Origin of the sequence: Hyphobacterium sp. (genome assembly GCF_043584775.1) — a bacterium.
Classification (GTDB): Bacteria; Pseudomonadota; Alphaproteobacteria; order Caulobacterales; family Maricaulaceae; genus Hyphobacterium.
The window spans coordinates 950,587-969,943 of sequence record NZ_CP121327.1 but is presented as its reverse complement, the minus strand read 5'-3'; the positions used below and the strand labels follow the sequence as shown (position 1 = coordinate 969,943).

Genomic DNA, 19,357 nt, shown 5'->3' with positions numbered 1-19,357 from the left:
ATTTACTCCGTAATACGAACGGGAACGTCGACTTCACACACATCCGGTGCCTCGCCGCCCTCGCCCTGCGCCATCAACCAGTCGGCGAAAGCTTGTGAATTGGTATCAATCACCTCAACGGTAACCTGCCCGTCGAAGTCGGTATCCGAGCCGACGCGCATCGAACGAATCGTATCCGGTGTAAAGCCCGGATCCTGTCCAGCAGTGCCCACGGCGATCGCATTGACGGCATCCTGACCCGCGCGCACCCGGCCCCAGACCGTATATTGCGCATTCAAATGCTCTGCATCGCCCCGCGTGATATAAAACTGGCTGCCCGCGCTGTTCGGATCGCTCGTACGCGCCATGGAGGCTGCGCCCTCGCAATGAAGCAGCCAGCTTTCCACCCGGCCGTCAGCGGTAATGCTGGCCAGCGCGGCGGCTTGTGTGCCGGCCGGAAAGCCGTTCCAGAAACCGGCACGCGCCATTGACGGATTGCTGCGCGGATTGATGACGCGATCCTGTGTTTCGAAAATCGGCATCTCATTCGGGTCGCGGCGCATGGTGAATTCGCCGGGCACGCGATCCATATCGGTCGAATGCGACGGATTGGTCCGGCTGCCCCCGCCTTGCGCAACGAACCCGTCGATCACCCGGTGCCAGACCAGAAAATCATAGAAGCGCTCATTGGCCAGCGTCGTCATGCGCTCGACATGTTGTGGCGCGAATTCCGGCGCCAGCTCAATGACGATCATGCCATGATCGGTTTCAATATAGAGCAGATCGTCCTGCTCGACCGTCCGCCAGACACCGTCAGGAAAATCGTATTCCTGTGGATCGGCCGACACGGCCATTGTCTCGTTATCGTCCTGAACAAGCGCCGCCAGGCGGGTTTCATTTGCCGTTTCCGCAGCCTCATTGGCGGATTCTGCCGCACCGGCATCCACTTCTGTGCTAGTGTTTTCAGCGCACGCACCTGTCGCCAATACCAGCGCAATCGCGCTCGACATCCAAACTCGTTTCATCACGCAAACTTCTCCAGCAACATATTCTTGACCGATGGGGACACAAACGCACTGACATCCCCGCCCAGCCGGGCAATTTCCTTGACCAGTCGGGAGGCGACCGCCTGATGCCGCGGGTCCGCCATCAGGAATACGGTTTCAATCTCCGAATTCAGACGCTGGTTCATCCCGACCATCTGGAACTCATATTCGAAATCCGAGACCGCCCGCAAACCGCGCACAATGCTGCTGGCCCCGATTTCCTCGGCAAAATGCATCAGCAGGCCATCGAACGGGCGGACCTCAATCTCTGTGTCTGTTTTCAAGGCCTCGGCGACCGCTTCCACCATGGACACACGCTCGGACAGCGAAAACAGCGGCCCCTTGTCCTCATTGATCGCCACGCCGATCACCAGCTTGTCGACCAGCTTCACCGCCCGGCCAATAATATCCACATGGCCATTGGTGATCGGGTCAAACGTTCCGGGATAAAGGGCGACGCGTTGGGTCATGCCTCGCTATCGCCTTCAGTGGCTGGACCGTCAGTGTCAGGATTTTCGCCCTCGACTACCGCGTCCTCGTCGGCATCCTCTTCGCCACTGTCTGCCACGCGCACGACAGAGACAACCGACTCCCCGGCGCGTGGTTTGAGCAGCGTAACCCCCTTGGTGGACCGTCCCGCAATCCGCACGGTATCCAGCGGGAAGCGGATCAATTGGCCGCCATCGGTCACCGCCATGATCTGATCGGCATCTTCCACGGTGAAGCTGGCCGCCAGTGGCACGCCGCGCGACAAGTCATGAGCCGCAACGCCCTGCCCGCCGCGATTCATCACCCGGTATTCATAGCCGGACGAGCGTTTGCCAAATCCGTCCGATGCCACCGTCAATACGAATTGTTCGGCAGCGCCCAGCTCGGCGATCCGCTCGGACGAAAGCGCGGCATCCTCGCCCTCTTCGAGCGAAATTTCATCAATGTCCTCAGCCTCCTCGGCCCCGGACACAGCGCGCCGCATGGCCGCGGCATGCTTCAGATAGGCCCGCGCTTCCTCTGTGGTCACGTCGACATGGTGAAGCACAGCCATCGAGATGACGTGGTCGTCCTTGCCCAGACGTACGCCCCTCACCCCGACCGAATTCCGGCCACGGAAGACGCGAACATCGGTCGTTGCGAAGCGAATGGCCCGGCCTTTTCGTGTGGTCAGCAAGACATCGTCCGCCTCGGTGCACAGACGCACATCAACAATCCGGTCTTCACCTTCGAGCTTCATGGCAATCTTGCCATTACGGTTGACCTGCACGAAGTCGGAGAGCTTGTTGCGGCGTACCGTGCCGGACGCGGTCGCAAACATGACGTCCAGCTTTTCCCATTCGGACTCGTCTTCCGGCAGCGCCATGACCGACGTGATGGTCACATCCTCATCCAGCGGGAAGATGTTGACCAGCGCCTTGCCGCGCGTGTTCGGCGCACCAATTGGCAGTCGCCACGTCTTCGACTTGTAGACCATACCGTCCGACGAGAAGAAAAGCAGCGGGGCATGCGTATTCGCGACGAACAATGTCGCGACAAAGTCCTCGTCTTTCATGGACATGCCCGAGCGGCCCTTGCCACCCCGACGTTGGGCCCGATAGTCGGAAAGCGGCGTCCGTTTGACGTAACCGGCATGGGTGACCGTCACGACCATTTCTTCGCGTGCAATCAGGTCTTCGTCTTCGACTTCCAGCTCGACATCCAGAATTGTGGTCCGGCGCGGAACAGCGAACTGGTCGCGCGCTTCCAGCAATTCGGTCTTGATGATCTCCTGCACACGGGCGCGGGAACTGAGGATATCGAGCAGATCCTTGATCTTCTCCGCCAGCCCCTTGGCTTCATCGCCCAATTCCTCACGGCCCAGAGCCGTCAGGCGAGCAAGACGCAGATCCATAATGGCCTGGGCCTGTTCCAGCGTCAGGCGCAGCGTCTGGCCATCTGAGAGAACGGAACGCGGATCAGCGACAAGCGCCACAAGCGATGCCACGTCCTGCGCCGGCCAATCGCGATCCATCAACTGTTCGCGTGCCGTCGCCGGATTGGGCGCTTTGCGGATCGTCGCAATAACTTCATCGATATTGGCCACCGCCAGGGCAAGACCAACGATGACATGGGCGCGATCCCGAGCCTTTTTCAGATCATGCCGGGCCCGGCGTGCTACCACTTCCTCGCGGAAACGCAGGAAGGTTTCCAGATAGCCCCGCATCCCCATCAGAACCGGGCGGCCGCCTACAAGCGACAACATGTTGACGCCGAAATTCTGCTGCATCGGCGACCAGCGATAAAGCTGATTCAGGATTACTTCGGCATTCGCGTCCTTTTTCAGCTCGATATAGACGCGCATTCCCGTGCGGTTGGATTCATCGCGAAGATCGGAAATGCCTTCGATACGCTTGTCGCGCACCAGCTCGGCGATCTTCTCGATCATGTTGGCCTTGTTCACCTGATAGGGAATGGCCGTCACGACAATGGCCTGACGGTCCTTGCGGACCTCTTCAATGCTCGTCGTGGCCCGCATGATCACTGATCCGCGCCCCGTCGACAGCCCTGCGCGGGCTCCGGCGCGGCCGACAATCTGTGCACCAGTCGGGAAATCCGGCCCCGGAACGATCTCCAATAGCTCGGCATCCACTTCGCCGAGGTTGTGTGGCGGGATGTTGGTGGCCATGCCGACCGCGATGCCGCTGCTGCCGTTGACCAGCAGCGGCTTCAACCCGTCGCGCGCATCGGGAATCGCCCGGCTGACAATCACCGACATGGCGTAATCGAGATAGGAGGATTTCATCTCCTGCTCGATCGAGATGGAGGTCACGCCGCTCTCAAAGGGCGGGGTTTCGTCCGAAACGGGCGGTTCGTTTTCGTCGTTCAAAAGCGACTTCTCCGGTCTGTCAGGCACAACAGCCGGGACAGGCCGTCATGCGTATCTCACCGGCACAGGAATCACCGGCAATCGCTGACGGCCAGCCTATCGTCTGCAGGGGTATTTATCAAACAGCGAAGGCCGCAACGGCGCAGGCCGATTGAGGCTGAAACCGGGCCTGTTCAATCTTCCGGAGACAGATCAAGTCCCGTCACCGTCTCGAGGGCGTATCTGGCAATGCGGATCCGGTTACGTCCGTCGTCTTCGGCAAAATCGAGTTCCATGTTCATCGCGAAGAAAAACACGTCATCGCCGGTTTCAAGCCAGCCAACATACCATCCCGTATTCGGTTCATCGCGGATCGCCCAGCCGGTTTTCGCGCGTATAACCCAATCGTCGCCACGATCCGCTTCCATGATCTCGATCACACGATCCATGACGTCTGCGCGGAATGGCAGGTCGCGGGAATAAAGCCGCCCAAGGAAATCTATCTGCTCCTGCGCAGAAATCTCCAGCGGCCCTTCAAGCCAGAACAGGTCTGGGGAGTCCGGTGCACCGATATCGCCATTGCCATAGCCCATGGCTGATACCAGCTCCTGCATCCGATCATGACCCACCTCGCGGACCCAGGACTGATAAGCCCAGACGGCTGACCGGCGGAATGCAGATCGAAGGCTTTGATCCTGGTCCCAGCTACCGCCGCGTTCAACGCCGTCCCAGGCAATGGTATCGCTGACCGGGTCCTCGATCACGCCGGTCTCGAGAATGATGAGGGAATTGGCGATCTTGAAGGTCGAGGCTGGAAGGAAGCCCTGCGCCGCGCGTTCAGGATTGGCGGTCCATTGATGCTGATCAGACAGGCGCTCAACAACAATGGTGCCGACCGAATTGAAGAGTTCGAAGACGGGATCGAGCTCTTGAGCCTGCGCAGTCGCGGACATCATCAAGCCCAGAATTATCAGAAGCCGCATTCTTTCTCTCCTCATTTTCGCAAAGCCTTGCAGGAGATTACGGCGGCAAAAGGACAAAGCCGGGACGGTTAGGACAACCGCCCGCCCCGGCATCTTCCCGTGGGTTAGCTGTTTGCCATGAACTCACTAAAATCAAGCCGCTGATTTCCATCAGCATCAAGCTCGAGCACTAGCTCCTCGGCAGCATCTTGTGGCGACTGATTGGCCTCAAAGCCGACACTGCCCAGTGCGGTGGCCAACTCATCAATCGAAATCATTTCATCAACATTGCGGTCCAGAGCCACGAAGCTCGCTCGCATCAACGGCACATAGCGCCCCGAAAACTCATAGCGGGAAATCGCGCCGTCCTGGTTGCGGTCATAGCGAGAAAACTCCCGCCTCGTATGACCTTCCAGCTCGCGCAGACTGACTTCCCGCCGCAGGGCTGCTGGATCAGCGTTCGGATTCCAGATCAGCCCCTCATCACGGACCGACGACATGAATTCCTGGAGGCTGATGCTGTTGCTGCTATCGGAATCCATTTCCGCAAAAACGGCCGCGCCGTCCTGAGCCATCGAAGGCGAAGCCAATGCGAATGTTAGCGAAAACGCGCCGGCAACAAGCAAGCCAAGAGACTTCGCCGGATGATTGGAAACCACTGAGGTCATGGAAATAATCCTTTCGAGATTGGGAACAGCGCGTTCCGTACCCGGTTCGACTTCAGAGGAAACAAGCGATCGGACTGTCTCACTGACGCTTTCGCCACGTTCTCGGGATAGCGCCAGCAATGCCTGTTTCTGAGAATACGAAATTCTCACCTCAAGCATTTCGCTTTTCTTTTCAGAATAAGAACGATGTTTAGACAAAACGATATCTCCTGAGCGGCAACCGAACCGGCTACAAAGCACAGGACAATTCATGCCGGGTCGCGGGGAGATTTTAAGCGAAATCAGGTTCGGACACGAGAAAAAACATGTCCGGACAAGCCGATCTACTCGCTGTCGGCCTCCAGCTCTCTGGCCCCGATCGTCACCGCCAGAAGGGCCCGGTTGCGCGCCATGTTCTGTTCCACCATCCGCTGGGCGGAGGGCCAGACTTCGCGCGGCTTCAGCCATTCGTTTTCCGGCATCGGCGCAGAATTGGTCGCGGCGATATATACGCTGTCGGAGGCGGAACAAATCCACCAGGGCGTAAACTCACCTGTGAAAATCTCGCCATTTTCCTGCAACCGGTCCAACGCTGCCTGCATCCGGGTGACGTTGGCAAAAGACTGACCATCGTCTGAAATATTCATAAAGGACGCGACTTCACCGCCGGCCATATCTGTGACAATCGGCACACCGTTCGTGGCGGTCGAATCCAGACAACGCAATGCGTCATAAAGTGCCCTGCCGCGTGCCAGGAAAAACACATACACCGCCTGATCCGGATCGAAGGACGCATAACGGCGGGCCGCTTCAAACAGATAGGCGGCCGGAATTTCATTGCGGGCATTATAAAGCTGCTCGGCAATTTCCCGGTCACGAGAACGGTCTTCGCCACGCATGACGCCCATTTCGGCCAGCACTTCGCCCCACGCTCCATCTCCAACGACAAAACTGGTGCTGTTACCGTCGGACAGGGTGACTTCTGTCAAAACCGGGTGGCGCGTACCGCCAACCACCATCTGCGCAGAGGCCAGACCGGCAAAAGCTGCGGCGGCCAGAAGGCCGCCCATAAACTTGGAACACTTGATCAAAACGGTATCTCGTCATCCATGTCATCATTCCGGAAACTGTCGCGGTTGTCGGACACCTGTCCGCCGCCACCGGATTGATTGCTGGCACGATCATAACCCCCGCCGCCGGAATTGTCGCCCCGGCTGTCCAGCATCTGCAATTCGCCGCGGAAACGCTGCAGCACGACCTCGGTCGTGTACTTGTCATTTCCATCGCGATCCTGCCATTTGCGGGTCTGAAGCTGGCCCTCGATATAGACCTTCGAGCCCTTTTTCAGATAGTTCTCCGCAACCTTGGCCAGGTTCTCGTTGAAAATCACAACGTTATGCCATTCGGTTTTTTCCTTGCGCTCGCCGGAATTCTTGTCCCGCCAGCTCTCGGATGTCGCAATACGCAGATTGCAAACCGGGTCTCCGGAATTCAATCGACGGATCTCCGGATCCGCTCCGAGATTGCCCACAAGTATGACCTTATTGACGCTGCCCGCCATATCCCCATCTTCCTCTGTCTGCTCAAGTCCATCCCAACGGTGGACCGGAGATAAATGTTCACATAATGTTCCCGCAGTCAAATGCGTGATTCCCCGCAGTTGAACGCACCACGAGGCCGAAGTCCATGTCCGATCCCATGAAGTCCATCCGCGTCCAGGGCGCACGCGAGCACAATCTCAAGGATGTCTCGCTGGAAATTCCGCGCGACCAGCTGATTGTCTTCACTGGACTTTCCGGGTCTGGTAAATCCTCTCTGGCCTTCGATACCATCTATGCCGAAGGTCAGCGGCGATATGTGGAAAGTCTGTCGGCCTATGCCCGGCAATTCCTGGAATTGATGTCGAAACCGGATGTGGATTCGATTGAAGGCCTGTCGCCCGCCATTTCCATCGAGCAGAAGACGACATCTAAGAACCCGCGCTCGACCGTCGCGACGGTTACCGAAATCTACGACTATATGCGCCTTTTGTGGGCGCGTGTGGGTGTGCCCTACTCGCCGGCCACGGGGCTGCCGATTGAAAGCCAGACCGTCAGCCAGATGGTCGACCGGCTGATGGACCTCGAGGAAGGGACACGCCTCTATCTGCTGGCGCCCGCCGTCCGGGGCCGCAAGGGCGAATATCGCAAGGAGTTTGCGACCTGGCTGAAGGCCGGCTTTCAACGCGTGAAGGTCAATGGCGAATTCCATTCTCTGGAAGAGCCGCCAGTGCTGGACAAGAAATTCAAGCATGACATCGACGTGGTCGTGGACCGTGTCATCATCCGGGAAGGTTCAGAGCAACGCTTCGCGGAATCGCTGGAAGCCGCTTTGAAGATTGCCGATGGCATTGCCATTGCCGAATTTGCGGACAAGGACGAAGGCGAGGACGAACCGCGCCGCATCATTTTTTCCGAGAAATTCGCCTGTCCGGAATCCGGATTCACCATCGAGGAAATCGAACCGCGTCTGTTTTCGTTCAACAATCCGTTCGGCGCTTGCCCGGCCTGTGACGGGCTGGGCCAGTCGTTGAAATTTGACGAGCATCTGGTTGTGCCGGATCGCGGCAAGAGCCTGATGGATGGCGCTATCGCTCCCTGGAGCCGGACCACTTCCCGGCTTTACCAGCAAACCCTGACGGCGCTGGCCGAGCATTTCGGCGCTTCCATGGTGGAGCCATGGCGTGACCTGCTGGATGATTTCAAGAAGGTCGTGCTTTACGGCACGAAAGAGAAGATCAAATTCACCTACGAAGATGGCTTGCGGACGTTTGAGACGACCAAGTCATTCGAGGGCGTGGTCCCCAATCTGGAGCGCCGTTGGCGCGAGACGGATTCCAACTGGGTGCGGGATGATCTGGCCCGTTTCCAGTCGGCCCAGCCGTGTGAAACCTGCGGCGGCAAGCGCCTCAAGCCCGAAGCCCTCGCCGTCAAGATTGGCGAGCTCGACATTTCCGAAGCCAGCCACAAATCCATCGGTCTGGCGGCCGACTGGTTTGACTCCGTGGCCGAAAACTTCACGCCGCGGGAAAAGGCGATTGCCGAACGCATCCTGAAGGAAATCCGCGAGCGCTTGCGGTTTCTCGTGGATGTCGGCCTCGATTATCTCACGCTCGACCGGGCTTCCGGCACCCTGTCCGGCGGGGAAAGCCAGCGCATTCGCCTCGCCTCGCAAATCGGCTCCGGCCTGACCGGCGTGCTCTATGTTCTGGATGAGCCCTCCATCGGCCTTCATCAGCGGGACAATACCCGCCTTCTGGAATCCCTGCGGGGCCTGCGCGACCTTGGCAACACCGTGATCGTCGTCGAGCATGACGAGGAAGCCATTCTGACCGCAGATCACGTCGTCGATCTCGGACCGTTCGCCGGCGTTCATGGCGGCGAAATCATTGCCTCTGGCAAGCCGGAAGAGATCAAGGCGAACCCCAAGAGCCTGACGGGACAATACCTCTCCGGGGCGAAGGAAATCTCCATCCCCGATACACGCCGCAAGCCAAAGAAGGGCCGCAAGATCGTGGTTGAAGGCGCAACCGGAAACAATCTGAAGAACGTCACGGCCGAATTTCCTCTGGGGATATTCGTCTGCGTGACCGGCGTGTCGGGCGGCGGCAAATCCACCCTGACCATCGAGACGCTGTACAAGGCCGCAGCCCGCAAGCTGAACAAGGCCCAGAATGTTCCCGCCCCCTATGAACGGATCAAGGGGCTCGAATATCTCGACAAGATCATCGATATCGACCAGTCACCGATTGGCCGCACGCCGCGCTCCAATCCGGCCACCTATACCGGAGCCTTCACCCCCATCCGCGAATGGTTTGCCGGCCTGCCGGAATCCAAGGCCCGCGGTTACAAGCCCGGCCGCTTCTCCTTCAACGTGAAGGGCGGACGCTGTGAAGCCTGTCAGGGCGATGGCGTCGTGAAAATCGAGATGCACTTCCTGCCGGACGTTTTTGTGCCGTGTGATGTCTGCCATGGCGCACGCTTCAATCGCGAAACACTGGAAGTCACTTTCAAGGGCAAGTCGATCGCCGATGTGCTGGACATGACGGTGGAAGAAGGCGCGGACTTCTTCAAGGCGGTGCCTGCCGTGCGCGACAAGATGGAGACGCTGAAACGGGTCGGCCTCGGCTATATCAAGATCGGCCAGCCCGCCACCCAGCTGTCCGGCGGTGAAGCCCAACGTGTGAAGCTGTCAAAGGAATTGTCAAAACGCGCCACCGGCAAGACGCTCTACATACTCGATGAGCCCACCACCGGCCTGCATTTCGAGGACGTCAACAAGCTCCTCGAAGTACTCCACGAGCTGGTGGAGACCGGCAATACGGTTCTGGTGATCGAACATAATCTCGACGTCATCAAAACCGCTGACTGGCTGATCGATCTGGGTCCCGAGGGCGGCGATGGCGGCGGCGAGATCGTTGCCGTCGGCACACCGGAAAAAGTCGCGGACGTCGAGGCCAGCTGGACCGGCCGTTATCTCAAACCGATGCTGGAACGCGATATCGCCCGCAAGAAAAGCGCCTGATCAGGAGAAAGTATCTGCGAGTGGCCGGTTGCTTTCGTCGATCTGCAGCGCGGCATAGCTGGCGATGCCGCGCATCATGAGGGCGGGCGCCAGATAGATGAGCTGAACGATGGCATAAAAGACGAAGAGGAGTGGCCAGCTCGCCGTCTGGCCGGATTCCATCTGGCCCGTCTGATCAAAGGGCATGACACCAATGACCCCGACAAAGAGGCCATACGCGATCAGCGACAGGGCAATGGCAACGATAAAACTGCCCAGCAATGGCCAGAATATCCGCCGCGCACCCTGAATACCGGCACCGATGGAAATTCGCCCTTTCAGAATCCCCAGCGCCAATACCGGCGAGAAAAGTGTCATTATCGCGCCCGTCAGCACGAATATGACCAAAACGACGAGGCTGCCCGCCAGCATCGCGCCAGCCGGGCCGGCAGCCGCGAAAAGTGCGGTGATAATGACCGCTGCGATACTGACCAGAAGAATCGCACCGAACATGATGAGACCGAGCAACAAGCCGGTGAGCGCGAAGACGCCCTCATCCCGGCCGATCCGGAATGGAAAAATGCCGTCATCCTGTCCCCGCACAAAAAGCCGCAACCAGGCGCATTCAAACAGAACGCCCAGCACGAGGGCGATCCCCATGAACGGGAGAAGGCTGGAGATATAATCGCCGGTCACTCGGAGCTGTTCAGAATCCGAGACGGTGCCGCCAGCACCCATTGCCATTTCCATGTAGGCGGCCATCTCGTCGCCAGCAGCCTGCAATTGAAACGCACTCAGTGCCGCCCCGTAGACAATCGTCCAGACCGCCAGCGTTACAAAGGCGCGTGGCCGCGCACGAATGACTTCAAATGCAAAGCCCAGCGCTTTCCCAACATCAAAATTCGGCTTCATGTCCGGCTCCGGTCTGACTTGCACCCAGCAACTGTTTCAAACCAGACCGGATAGAACATCAAGCACGCCATCAGTCAGATTCTGACGTCGGAGCCGCCGGCCGGGTCGACAAGGCCGTATAGGCACCAACGCCATGCCAGATGGCATCCACAAATGACCGGAGAATCACCGACAGCAATCCCGCCGCAATCAGCGTGGAAACCGTGCCCGTCGACGTCAGCGATTCGGTCAAAAGGGCGACGATCTGGTCCGGATCCGGCTCCTGCCCGGCCTGCGCCATGGTGAAAAGCTCGCTCAGTGTTGGCCACAATGCGCCGAGGAAAGCGAAATTCAGGATCAGGCCGACAACAGACGACAGAACAAAGATGAGGATTCCGGCCACGATATAGCTACCCAGTACCGGCCAGAAGACGCCCTTCGTCGCGCTCCATCCCGGAAAAACAATCCGCTTTTCGAGAATGGAAAGGGCAGGCGCAGCCGACACCCGGATCGCGATGAACAGCGCGGCAAACAGCAGAGCCAGAACAAATATCCCGATCGCCAGACCTGCCGCCAGACCAGCCCCGGCCTCACCGCCGCCCGAGAACGCCATCGCAGCTGTTACTCCCACAATCACCATCAGGAACATGGCCGCGAAATAGAAACCCACGCCAATGGCAATCAGGCCGAGATTGGTAACGAACAGGTGCAGTTCGTCGCCGCCAATGCGGAACGGAATGATCGGAGCCATCTCTTCCCGGACCAGCAGCCGAAGCCAGGCCGCCTGCGCCATCAGCGACACCACAATGCCGCCGATTGAAATCAGCGGCATAAACGCCATCGAACTGCCCATCCGGCTCAACATTTCCGCTTCGTCGGGCGGCGTGACGGACGCCGCAATCTGGAGCATCCAGATGTAGAACTCGCCCAGTGTCAGCCAGGCCAGATAAACCAGCCCGCCGGTCAGCAGCGCTTGCCACAGCGCAATCCAAAGAACGGCGATCGGATGCTTTCCGGCAATTTGAAAGAAGCGGAAAACGGCGCTGCCGAAATCATATGATCGGGTGCTCATCGACACCTCCCCTATTGTCCCGAATGAACAATCGCAGATCAGGGCGAATCTGTCAGCGGGAATATGGGGTCAGTCGTCCCCGCCCCAGGCGCGGTAGAGCGCCGTGGTCAGCCCGGCAAATAACGGCGTCGTCAAAAAGGCCGCCAGCCAGCCATGCAGGAATGCCAGCGGCACATAAACCGGCCAGCCAGGAACAAAATCGCCGTCGGAAAACAGGCGCGCCGGCTGATGGACCGGTGCATCAAATGCGTGTTCCGTAATAACCCCCAGCCCGTGCACCAATAGCCCGGCCGGTACAAAACACAGGATTGCGCCCAGCACGACGGCGAAACCGCGCTTGTGCGTGATGGCCATCACCGACAGTGCCTGGACTTTGCGCCGGGCGATACTGGCGGCCGGCGCAATCAGCAATCGCCCGGCAAATCCACCCACCAGAACGGCAAAGATCACTCCCAGGCCAATCGCCACCCCCCATTCCGCCGGACCGTAGTAAGCGGTCAGATCAGGGATATTTCCCGTCGCAACAGGATCCTCCGGCGTCAGGCCTGCGGCCTCGCGGGACACGATGGATACAGCCCCCATCAGCGCCGCATAGATCACGAGCGCAATCCCGGCGGCAACAAAGATCAGAAAGAAGATCAGGGCCCAGGACGCGGCAAGCCTCAGCTCATCGGCGCCCAGCTGATATCCCAGAAAGCCGACCGGCTGCCCGCGCACCGCGATACGGAACATCGCGGCCTGGGACAGCGCCGTCGCGCCATACCAGCCCAGAAAGGCCAGGAGATAGAGCGACCAGTTTGGCGGCACGGACTCGTTGGTGACCGCCCCCGTCTGCCAGGTCAAGGCGATCGCGGCCAGGCCCGGCAGAATTGCCGCCAGGGCGGCCGAACCGGCATTGTGCCGGAAAAAGCCCAGCGTCTTGATGATCGCGCCCGGCAGGGCAGAAAAAGAGGATATCCGTGTCATGACCGCGAACCTATCCTGTCCGCCGGATACGGCAATGCGTCAATTGCGGCGAAACTGTCGGCCTTTGCCGTCTCAGTCTGACTCTGACGGCTGGAGGCAAATCGGCGATTCATCATCTACAATAAACCAGCTCGGAATGCAGGGTCCGAATTCGATCAGATGATATCCGTCAAAATAAATGTCATGACTTCGCCGCCCGCGTAAAGCGCGCTGCACTTCTCGTGGTATATCACCCGGATAGGAAAGGACCAGACGCGACCGCCGGATATCGCCGTCGCGGTCCGTTTCGATGTCAAAAACGGCATAAGCCGTATCGCTGGTGGACGCATCAAACCGGATAAAGAATTCGGGGAGCCCGCCGCATCGATCATCGTCAATACGATATGGACTCGCGATATATGGGCTTCCAAAAGCAAAAATATCGTCCGGTGGATAAGTACCGAAATCTTCCGCAAATTGTTGGGCCACAAAGCGCCACTCATCGCGCAGTCCGCCCGCTGAGTTATGGACACGTTGCGCGACGAAGAAGTAGAATTCGTCACCATCCAACCCGATAGCCCGACGTGAAAATCCAGTGGCAAACGCTAATCGGGCGGCAAGAGGTGTCCAGGCACACCCGCGATCTCCGATCAGCCGAAGGGCACTGGATGACAGCAGCGACACTGCCGCCAGATTCTGCTCTTCCCACGCTGTCTGTGCCGCAAGTACAAGCAACTCCTCGCGGCCAGCGCATTGGTCAACGAGTTCCGCGGCGCTGATAATGGATTGGGCCTGACCCGCGCGCACGGCGCGCCGCACTTCGACCCGATCAACGACGGCGGTGCATTCCGATTGGGCTTCAATCGAAGCCTGAGAAAGGACTGCGGCGAATATCAAGCTTTCGAGCATCATTGATTCGACAACTGAAAATCAAACTGAACATATTTTCCCGGACGTTCTACGGGCTCACCGTCCACCATTGCGGGCGTGAAACGCCACCGCCGCAAAACCGCTTCCGACGCATCCGCAAATATTGTGTTGGGGACCGAGAAAATGGTTTCGATATCGGTGGCGCGCCCTTCCACCGAAACAGTGTAGCGAAGCAGGACTGTGCCTTCGAGGCCGCCAGCCGCGGCGTCTGCAGGATAACGCGGCGGCAATCGACGATCCGGTTCGGCATCCACGACAACTGCATCTGGACCAAATGAATTAATCCATTCCGGCGTTTCGTAACATGACGATTGACCGATTGAGCAGGAAGCGGGTCGAAATCCGCTGTTTTCTAACCTGCTGATAAGTTCGGCGCGTTCGTCGGCAGACATCTCCCCGCGCATGTAGCTGGCCCAAGCAATGGCAATTCTGCTGGCCTCGTCGCCAGCAGCGATTTCATCATTAATGTAGCTGGTAAGCGTGAAATAATATGCGGCTTCGCTGGCTTGGCGGTTAACCGCGGCGTTCAATCCGGCCAGAAATGCCAGACTGGCGGTTTCGTCATTGGCGATCGGGCCGATATAGGCCAGCGCTTCGAGCGCTTCTTGGGCGAACCGACCACCGCGCACAGCATTGCCGTCCTGCATGTGTGCAAATGCCCGGATCATCTGGCTCTGATAAAGCCCCGTCCATCTGGCATCGCTGATCGGCAAATCATCAAAGGCACCTACAGCTTCGGTCGACAAATTGCGGGCGCTTCGATAGTTACCGGCGAGATAGTGGGACTGAGCGGCAAGTCGTAGATAACCAGCAGTGGTTTGAACATCAATTGAACCGTCATGCGAGAGCTCCGCCGCGCGTTCATACGCTTCTGCCGCGCCAGCATTATTGCCGACAATCAGCGCGACCTCGCCGTAATTCGCGGCCAATATGGTGGTGGTTGCGGCGTCAACATCGCCCGCTTCCGCCGCCCGCCAGGCGCGTTCAGCCTGATACGCCGCATCGGCCCAGTTTTCCGCATCGACAGCGGATTCATAGCCGCGATAGGCTTCGGCGACGTCTGACGGCAAGCCCTGGCCGAGCGCCGCAGACGCCAGCAACACACTGGCCAGAATTCCGATCAGAAACCGCATACAACTCCCCTGTCCTGAAGGCCTGAGCGATACCTTACACGCTGCGCTTGAAATTGCGAACAGTGCTTGGGTTAGTCGGCATCACCCGCTATATGCCGCTCCATGACAAAACCAGTCCATATTATCGGCGGCGGAATGGCCGGATCGGAAGCCACCTGGCAACTCGTCAATGCGGGCATTCCCGTTATCCTGCACGAGATGCGCCCGGTCAAACAAACCGAAGCACACCAGACCGATGGTCTGGCCGAGCTCGTGTGCTCCAACTCCTTTCGTTCCGACGATGCGCAGAATAATGCCGTCGGCCTGCTGCACGAAGAAATGCGGCGCGCGAACAGCCTGATCATGGCGGTTGGCGACAAGGTGCAGGTGCCAGCCGGCGGTGCGATGGCGGTGGATCGCGACGCCTTTTCCCGGGTCGTCACCAAAAACTTGAGCGAACACCCGCTCGTCACCATTGAACGCGGCGAAGTAGAGGGGCTTCCGCCCGAAGACTGGGACAGTGTGATCATCGCCACCGGCCCCCTCACCTCTCCGGCGCTGGCCAAGGCGGTGCTGGACTATACGGATGAGGATTCGCTGGCCTTTTTTGATGCCATTGCACCGATCATCGAGCGTGACAGCATCAATATGGATATCGCCTGGATGCAGTCGCGTTATGACAAGGGCGAAACCGAGGCCGACCGCGCCGCCTATATCAATTGCCCGATGGACAAGGAACAGTATGACGCCTTCATTCAGGCGCTGCTGGATGGTCCCAAGACGGAATTCAAGGACTGGGAAAAGGACACGCCGTATTTCGAGGCCTGTTTGCCGATCGAGGTCATGGCCGAACGCGGACCGGAAACCCTGCGTCACGGCCCGATGAAGCCGCGCGGCCTGACCAACAAGCATAATCCCGACGTCAAACCTTATGCCGTCGTCCAGCTCCGCCAGGACAATCAGCTCGGCACGCTTTTCAACATGGTCGGTTTTCAGACCAAGCTGAAATACGGCGCGCAGGGCGAGATTTTCCGCACCATCCCCGGGCTGGAAGATGCGAAATTTGCGCGTCTCGGCGGCATTCACCGCAATACGTTCCTGAATTCGCCGAAATTGCTCGACGAACAGCTTCGCCTCAAAGCCCGACCTGCCTTGCGATTTGCCGGACAGGTCATCGGTGTCGAAGGCTATGTCGAAAGCGCTGCCATGGGATTGATGGCGGGCCGGTTTGCAGCCGCCGAACGTCTGGGCCAAACGCTCTCGCCGCCGCCAGACACCACCGCCTTCGGAGCCCTGATCCGCCATATCACCGGCGGACACATGTCCGGCGCCAAAGCCAGTTTCCAGCCGATGAATGTGAACTTCGGTCTCTTCCCGGATATCGAAATCCCGCTCAAGACCGAAGACGGAAAGCGCATTCGCGGCAAGGACAAGTCGGTCGCCCGCAAGCGCGCCATGAGCGCCCGCGCGCTCTCCGACATCGACAACTGGTTACAGGCTCAAGCGAAGCCCTAGATTGAATTCCCGGCGAAGCTGGTCCAGCATCCCTCCAGAGTTCTGGGGAGATAGGTTATGCGTCTACTGATTTCAGCGAGCCTGCTGGCGTTCACATTTGCGGCAGCCGAGGCACAGCAACCGCCTGCTGAAGCCTTTGCGCGGTTGCCCGCCATCAATATGCCAACGCTGTCTCCTGACGGAAGCCGCATTGCCTATATCGCCAATGATGGCGATGCCAGCGCGCTCTATGTCTTGAATATTGATTCTGGTGAACGCGCGGGCGTCGGCGCTTCCGCAATCCGGCCGATAGATATCCTCTGGGCCGGAAACGAACGCGTCATGATGATCGCGAGCGAGACCCAGCGTTTTACCGTCGCGGCACGTCGCAATCCGATTGATGTCTCTGCCGCCTTTTCGGTCGAGGCGGACAATCCCTCGAACGTGGTCCAGCTACTGGCTGATGAGCGGCTCATCCACCCTTATGAAACGGGCCGCGGCAATATTGTTGGCGTCGATCACGATGCCGGCAATGTCTACATTCCAGCCATTGAAGCTCCCCGCCAGAGCGGCGTGAGTTCGTCGCGCGCCAGCGACGCGCAGCAAGACCCGAGATATTCGCTCTTCCGGGTGTCTGCCGACGGCGGCTCGGTTTTTCGCGCCGTACAAGGCCTGCCGGACCAGCAATCCTGGTATATCGACCCGGACGGCACGCCATTGCTGCGGGAATATTTTGATGACGAACGCGATGAATACCGGGTTGATGCCTATCGCGGAAATAGCTGGGTAGCGATCTATGAAGCCAATGATCCGACATTCCGGTCTGTCGTCGCCGGCGTCACAGCGGAAGACGAAGCGGCACTGGCTTCTTACCGGAATGGCTATCTGGGCCTTCGCACCTATGATCTCGCCACCGGCAATGAAACGCCCAACGCGATCGCGCTCGACAATCAGGACCTGTCGCATGTCATCGAAGACCCCTATTCGGGCCGGCTGATCGGGGTCACCTATCCGGATGGCAATATGCAGACCCGCTGGCTGGATGATGAAATGCAGGGCTTGCAGGACGCCCTTGTCGGTGCGCTGGGAGATCCGTCGGCGACAATCACCTCATGGTCGCGGGACCGGACCCGTTTCATTGTCCGGACGAATGGGGCGGATAGCGTCCCCACCTACTACGTCTATGATGACACGGCCCGCAGTCTCTCCATTCTGGCCAGCGAATATCCGGAACTGGAATCCGTTACACTCGGGACGCGGCAGGAATTTGAATTCACGGCCCGCGACGGCGCCACGATCTCCGGATTCATCACACTGCCGCCCGGCGGCGGAACCAATCTGCCCGCCATCGTTTTTCCGCACGGTGGCCCGGAAAGCTTCGATGTCGGCGGGTTTGACTGGCGTGCCCATTTCTTCGCCTCTCGCGGCTATGCCGTGATCCAGCCCAACTTCCGCGGTTCTGATGGTTTCGGTCAGGCATTTCGTGACGCCGGACGCGGCCAGTGGGGCACCGGCGTGATGCAGCACGACGTCACTGACTCGCTGGCGCACGCCGTGGCGCAGGGCTGGGTCGATGGCGACCGGGTCTGCATCTATGGCGGCAGCTATGGCGGATATGCGGCGCTCGCCGGCGGTGCTTTTACACCGGACCTCTATCAGTGCGTCGCCGCCTATGCCCCCGTCACCGATATCGGCCTGTTCATTGGCGAGATCGGCGTCAATCGGGGCGCCGGCAACTGGATTGTCGATGCCTGGACCGAAATCCTCGGCGGCAGCATGACGGCGGAAGACCGGCAACGGCTGGACAATATTTCACCCATCCACAACACCCGCAGCTACCGCGCGCCGGTCTTGCTGATGCATGGCCGCGAAGATTCGGTCGTGCCCATCGCGCAAAGCCGCCGCTTCGAAGGCGAAATGGAAAGTGCGCGGCAGCCGGTTGAATATGTCGAGATGCGCGATGCCGACCACTGGCTGACCAGTCAGGCCACGCGGCTGGAGATTCTCACACGGCTTGAAGCCTTTTTCGCAGAGCATATCGGCGACTAGAGCCGACCCGAAAGCGAGGCTTTGAGCAGGTCGAACTGACGCGCGATTTGCGGCCGTTGGAAATCCGTCCGGTAAAGGTCTTTCGACGCCTTTGCTTTGGCCAGCGTTGCGCGTGCCAGCCTCGCCGGTGCCAGCGCGGGAAACAGATGCGGCGGACATTTTTCGCCAGCATCCAGCGCGGTCAGTTCATTTTCGAGCACGCCGATGACACTGGCAAAAGCAGCATGCGCCCGTTCAGGCTCGCGTCCGCTGGCGAGGCGATGGACGTTGAATTGTGCGGCCGTCAGCGCATTTTCAGGAACAAGCGCCATCTTCGTGCCGGCCCGGTATCCGAATTCCCGGCACCAGTGCGCCAGTCCCGTGGCCCGGGCGGAGGCGCGGATCACGGCCTCGTCGGATTCTCCGCCGCAGATACGGGCGGCAATTTTTGTCAGCGTGCCCCAGCGCCGATCCATGATCGAACATAGGGCCGCTTCATCCATCAATCGCTCGGGCAGCGTGCCATCTTCCACACCGTCGATGATCCGGATCAATTCATCGGCCTCGATTTCGAAAGTCTGATCCAGCAAGCCCGCCATGCCTTCATAGGCGGCATGCCGGCGGACTTTGCGTGGCGTTGAAAACAGGTCGGCGACCGCCTCCCTGTGCCAGGCAAAGCGCATGGCCTGGATGGCCGGCTCACGCGCCTTGAACGGGATGGACTCGATTTCCTCCACCCAGGCATAAAGGTCGCTCAACGCCTGGCGAATGCCCGCCGGTGCAAAGAGCGCTGCCAAGGCGCGATCCGGGACACTGCCAGGATATCTCGCTGCGTTTGTCATGACTTAATCACGTAAACTCGCTGGAAATTCG

Annotated in this window: 16 protein-coding genes; 3 read left to right on the top strand and 13 right to left on the bottom strand. The window is 59.2% G+C overall.

The features are described from left to right. Positions 1 to 2: 2 nt before the first annotated feature. From P0D52_RS04705 to ssb, 7 genes are all read right to left on the bottom strand, one after another. Positions 3 to 1,004, bottom strand: a complete 1,002-nt coding sequence (locus P0D52_RS04705; protein WP_394694282.1) for a peptidylprolyl isomerase — start codon at positions 1,002 to 1,004, stop codon at positions 3 to 5. Then, positions 1,004 to 1,495 (bottom strand): pantetheine-phosphate adenylyltransferase, encoded by a 492-nt coding sequence (gene coaD, locus P0D52_RS04700; RefSeq protein WP_394694281.1) that lies wholly within the window; start codon positions 1,493 to 1,495, stop codon positions 1,004 to 1,006. Before coaD ends, P0D52_RS04705 begins: the two co-directional genes overlap by 1 nt. After that, complete coding sequence (locus P0D52_RS04695) at positions 1,492 to 3,798, bottom strand: DNA gyrase subunit A (RefSeq protein WP_394694762.1); 2,307 nt, start codon at positions 3,796 to 3,798, stop codon at positions 1,492 to 1,494. The genes coaD and P0D52_RS04695 overlap by 4 nt, the downstream gene beginning before the upstream one ends. A 257-nt stretch (positions 3,799 to 4,055) precedes the next feature. Beyond that, a complete protein-coding gene (locus P0D52_RS04690) occupies positions 4,056 to 4,844 on the bottom strand; it encodes a penicillin-binding transpeptidase domain-containing protein (RefSeq protein ID WP_394694280.1) in 789 nt (262 codons plus the stop codon). 104 nt (positions 4,845 to 4,948) lie between these two features. Continuing rightward, a complete protein-coding gene (locus P0D52_RS04685) occupies positions 4,949 to 5,689 on the bottom strand; it encodes an EF-hand domain-containing protein (protein WP_394694279.1) in 741 nt (246 codons plus the stop codon). Between the two features lie 125 nt (positions 5,690 to 5,814). Continuing rightward, on the bottom strand, positions 5,815 to 6,561 hold the full coding sequence (locus tag P0D52_RS04680; RefSeq protein ID WP_394694278.1) for a hypothetical protein: 747 nt from the start codon (positions 6,559 to 6,561) through the stop codon (positions 5,815 to 5,817). After that, positions 6,558 to 7,031 (bottom strand): single-stranded DNA-binding protein, encoded by a 474-nt coding sequence (ssb, locus tag P0D52_RS04675; RefSeq protein ID WP_394694277.1) that lies wholly within the window; start codon positions 7,029 to 7,031, stop codon positions 6,558 to 6,560. The genes P0D52_RS04680 and ssb overlap by 4 nt, the downstream gene beginning before the upstream one ends. A 125-nt stretch (positions 7,032 to 7,156) precedes the next feature. On the opposite strand from ssb, the gene uvrA reads away from it, so the two are divergent. Then, the gene (gene uvrA, locus P0D52_RS04670; RefSeq protein WP_394694276.1) at positions 7,157 to 10,033 is read left to right on the top strand and encodes an excinuclease ABC subunit UvrA; all 2,877 of its coding nucleotides are present in this window, start codon (positions 7,157 to 7,159) and stop codon (positions 10,031 to 10,033) included. Here the strand turns inward: uvrA and P0D52_RS04665 are convergent, their stop codons facing one another. From P0D52_RS04665 to P0D52_RS04645, 5 genes are all read right to left on the bottom strand, one after another. Continuing rightward, entirely contained in the window at positions 10,034 to 10,924 is an 891-nt protein-coding gene (locus P0D52_RS04665) for a hypothetical protein (protein ID WP_394694275.1), read from the bottom strand. 70 nt (positions 10,925 to 10,994) lie between these two features. Further along, complete coding sequence (locus P0D52_RS04660; protein ID WP_394694274.1) at positions 10,995 to 11,975, bottom strand: hypothetical protein; 981 nt, start codon at positions 11,973 to 11,975, stop codon at positions 10,995 to 10,997. Positions 11,976 to 12,044: 69 nt separating this feature from the next. Further along, entirely contained in the window at positions 12,045 to 12,941 is an 897-nt protein-coding gene (locus P0D52_RS04655; protein WP_394694273.1) for a hypothetical protein, read from the bottom strand. Between the two features lie 72 nt (positions 12,942 to 13,013). Then, entirely contained in the window at positions 13,014 to 13,832 is an 819-nt protein-coding gene (locus tag P0D52_RS04650; RefSeq protein ID WP_394694272.1) for a hypothetical protein, read from the bottom strand. Then, positions 13,829 to 14,983, bottom strand: coding sequence for an energy transducer TonB (locus P0D52_RS04645; protein WP_394694271.1), 1,155 nt, complete (start codon positions 14,981 to 14,983; stop codon positions 13,829 to 13,831). Before P0D52_RS04645 ends, P0D52_RS04650 begins: the two co-directional genes overlap by 4 nt. A gap of 102 nt (positions 14,984 to 15,085) precedes the next feature. Between P0D52_RS04645 and trmFO the strand changes: the two genes are divergently transcribed. Both trmFO and P0D52_RS04635 read left to right on the top strand, forming a co-directional pair. Next, entirely contained in the window at positions 15,086 to 16,477 is a 1,392-nt protein-coding gene (gene trmFO / locus P0D52_RS04640; RefSeq protein WP_394694270.1) for a methylenetetrahydrofolate--tRNA-(uracil(54)-C(5))-methyltransferase (FADH(2)-oxidizing) TrmFO, read from the top strand. 57 nt (positions 16,478 to 16,534) lie between these two features. Continuing rightward, positions 16,535 to 18,505 carry an alpha/beta fold hydrolase gene (locus tag P0D52_RS04635; RefSeq protein ID WP_394694269.1) on the top strand — a complete coding sequence of 657 codons (1,971 nt, stop codon included), beginning with the start codon at positions 16,535 to 16,537 and terminating at the stop codon, positions 18,503 to 18,505. On the opposite strand, the gene P0D52_RS04630 is transcribed toward P0D52_RS04635, so the two are convergent. Then, the gene (locus P0D52_RS04630; protein WP_394694268.1) at positions 18,502 to 19,326 is read right to left on the bottom strand and encodes a squalene/phytoene synthase family protein; all 825 of its coding nucleotides are present in this window, start codon (positions 19,324 to 19,326) and stop codon (positions 18,502 to 18,504) included. The genes P0D52_RS04635 and P0D52_RS04630 overlap by 4 nt on opposite strands. Positions 19,327 to 19,357 lie beyond the last annotated feature (31 nt).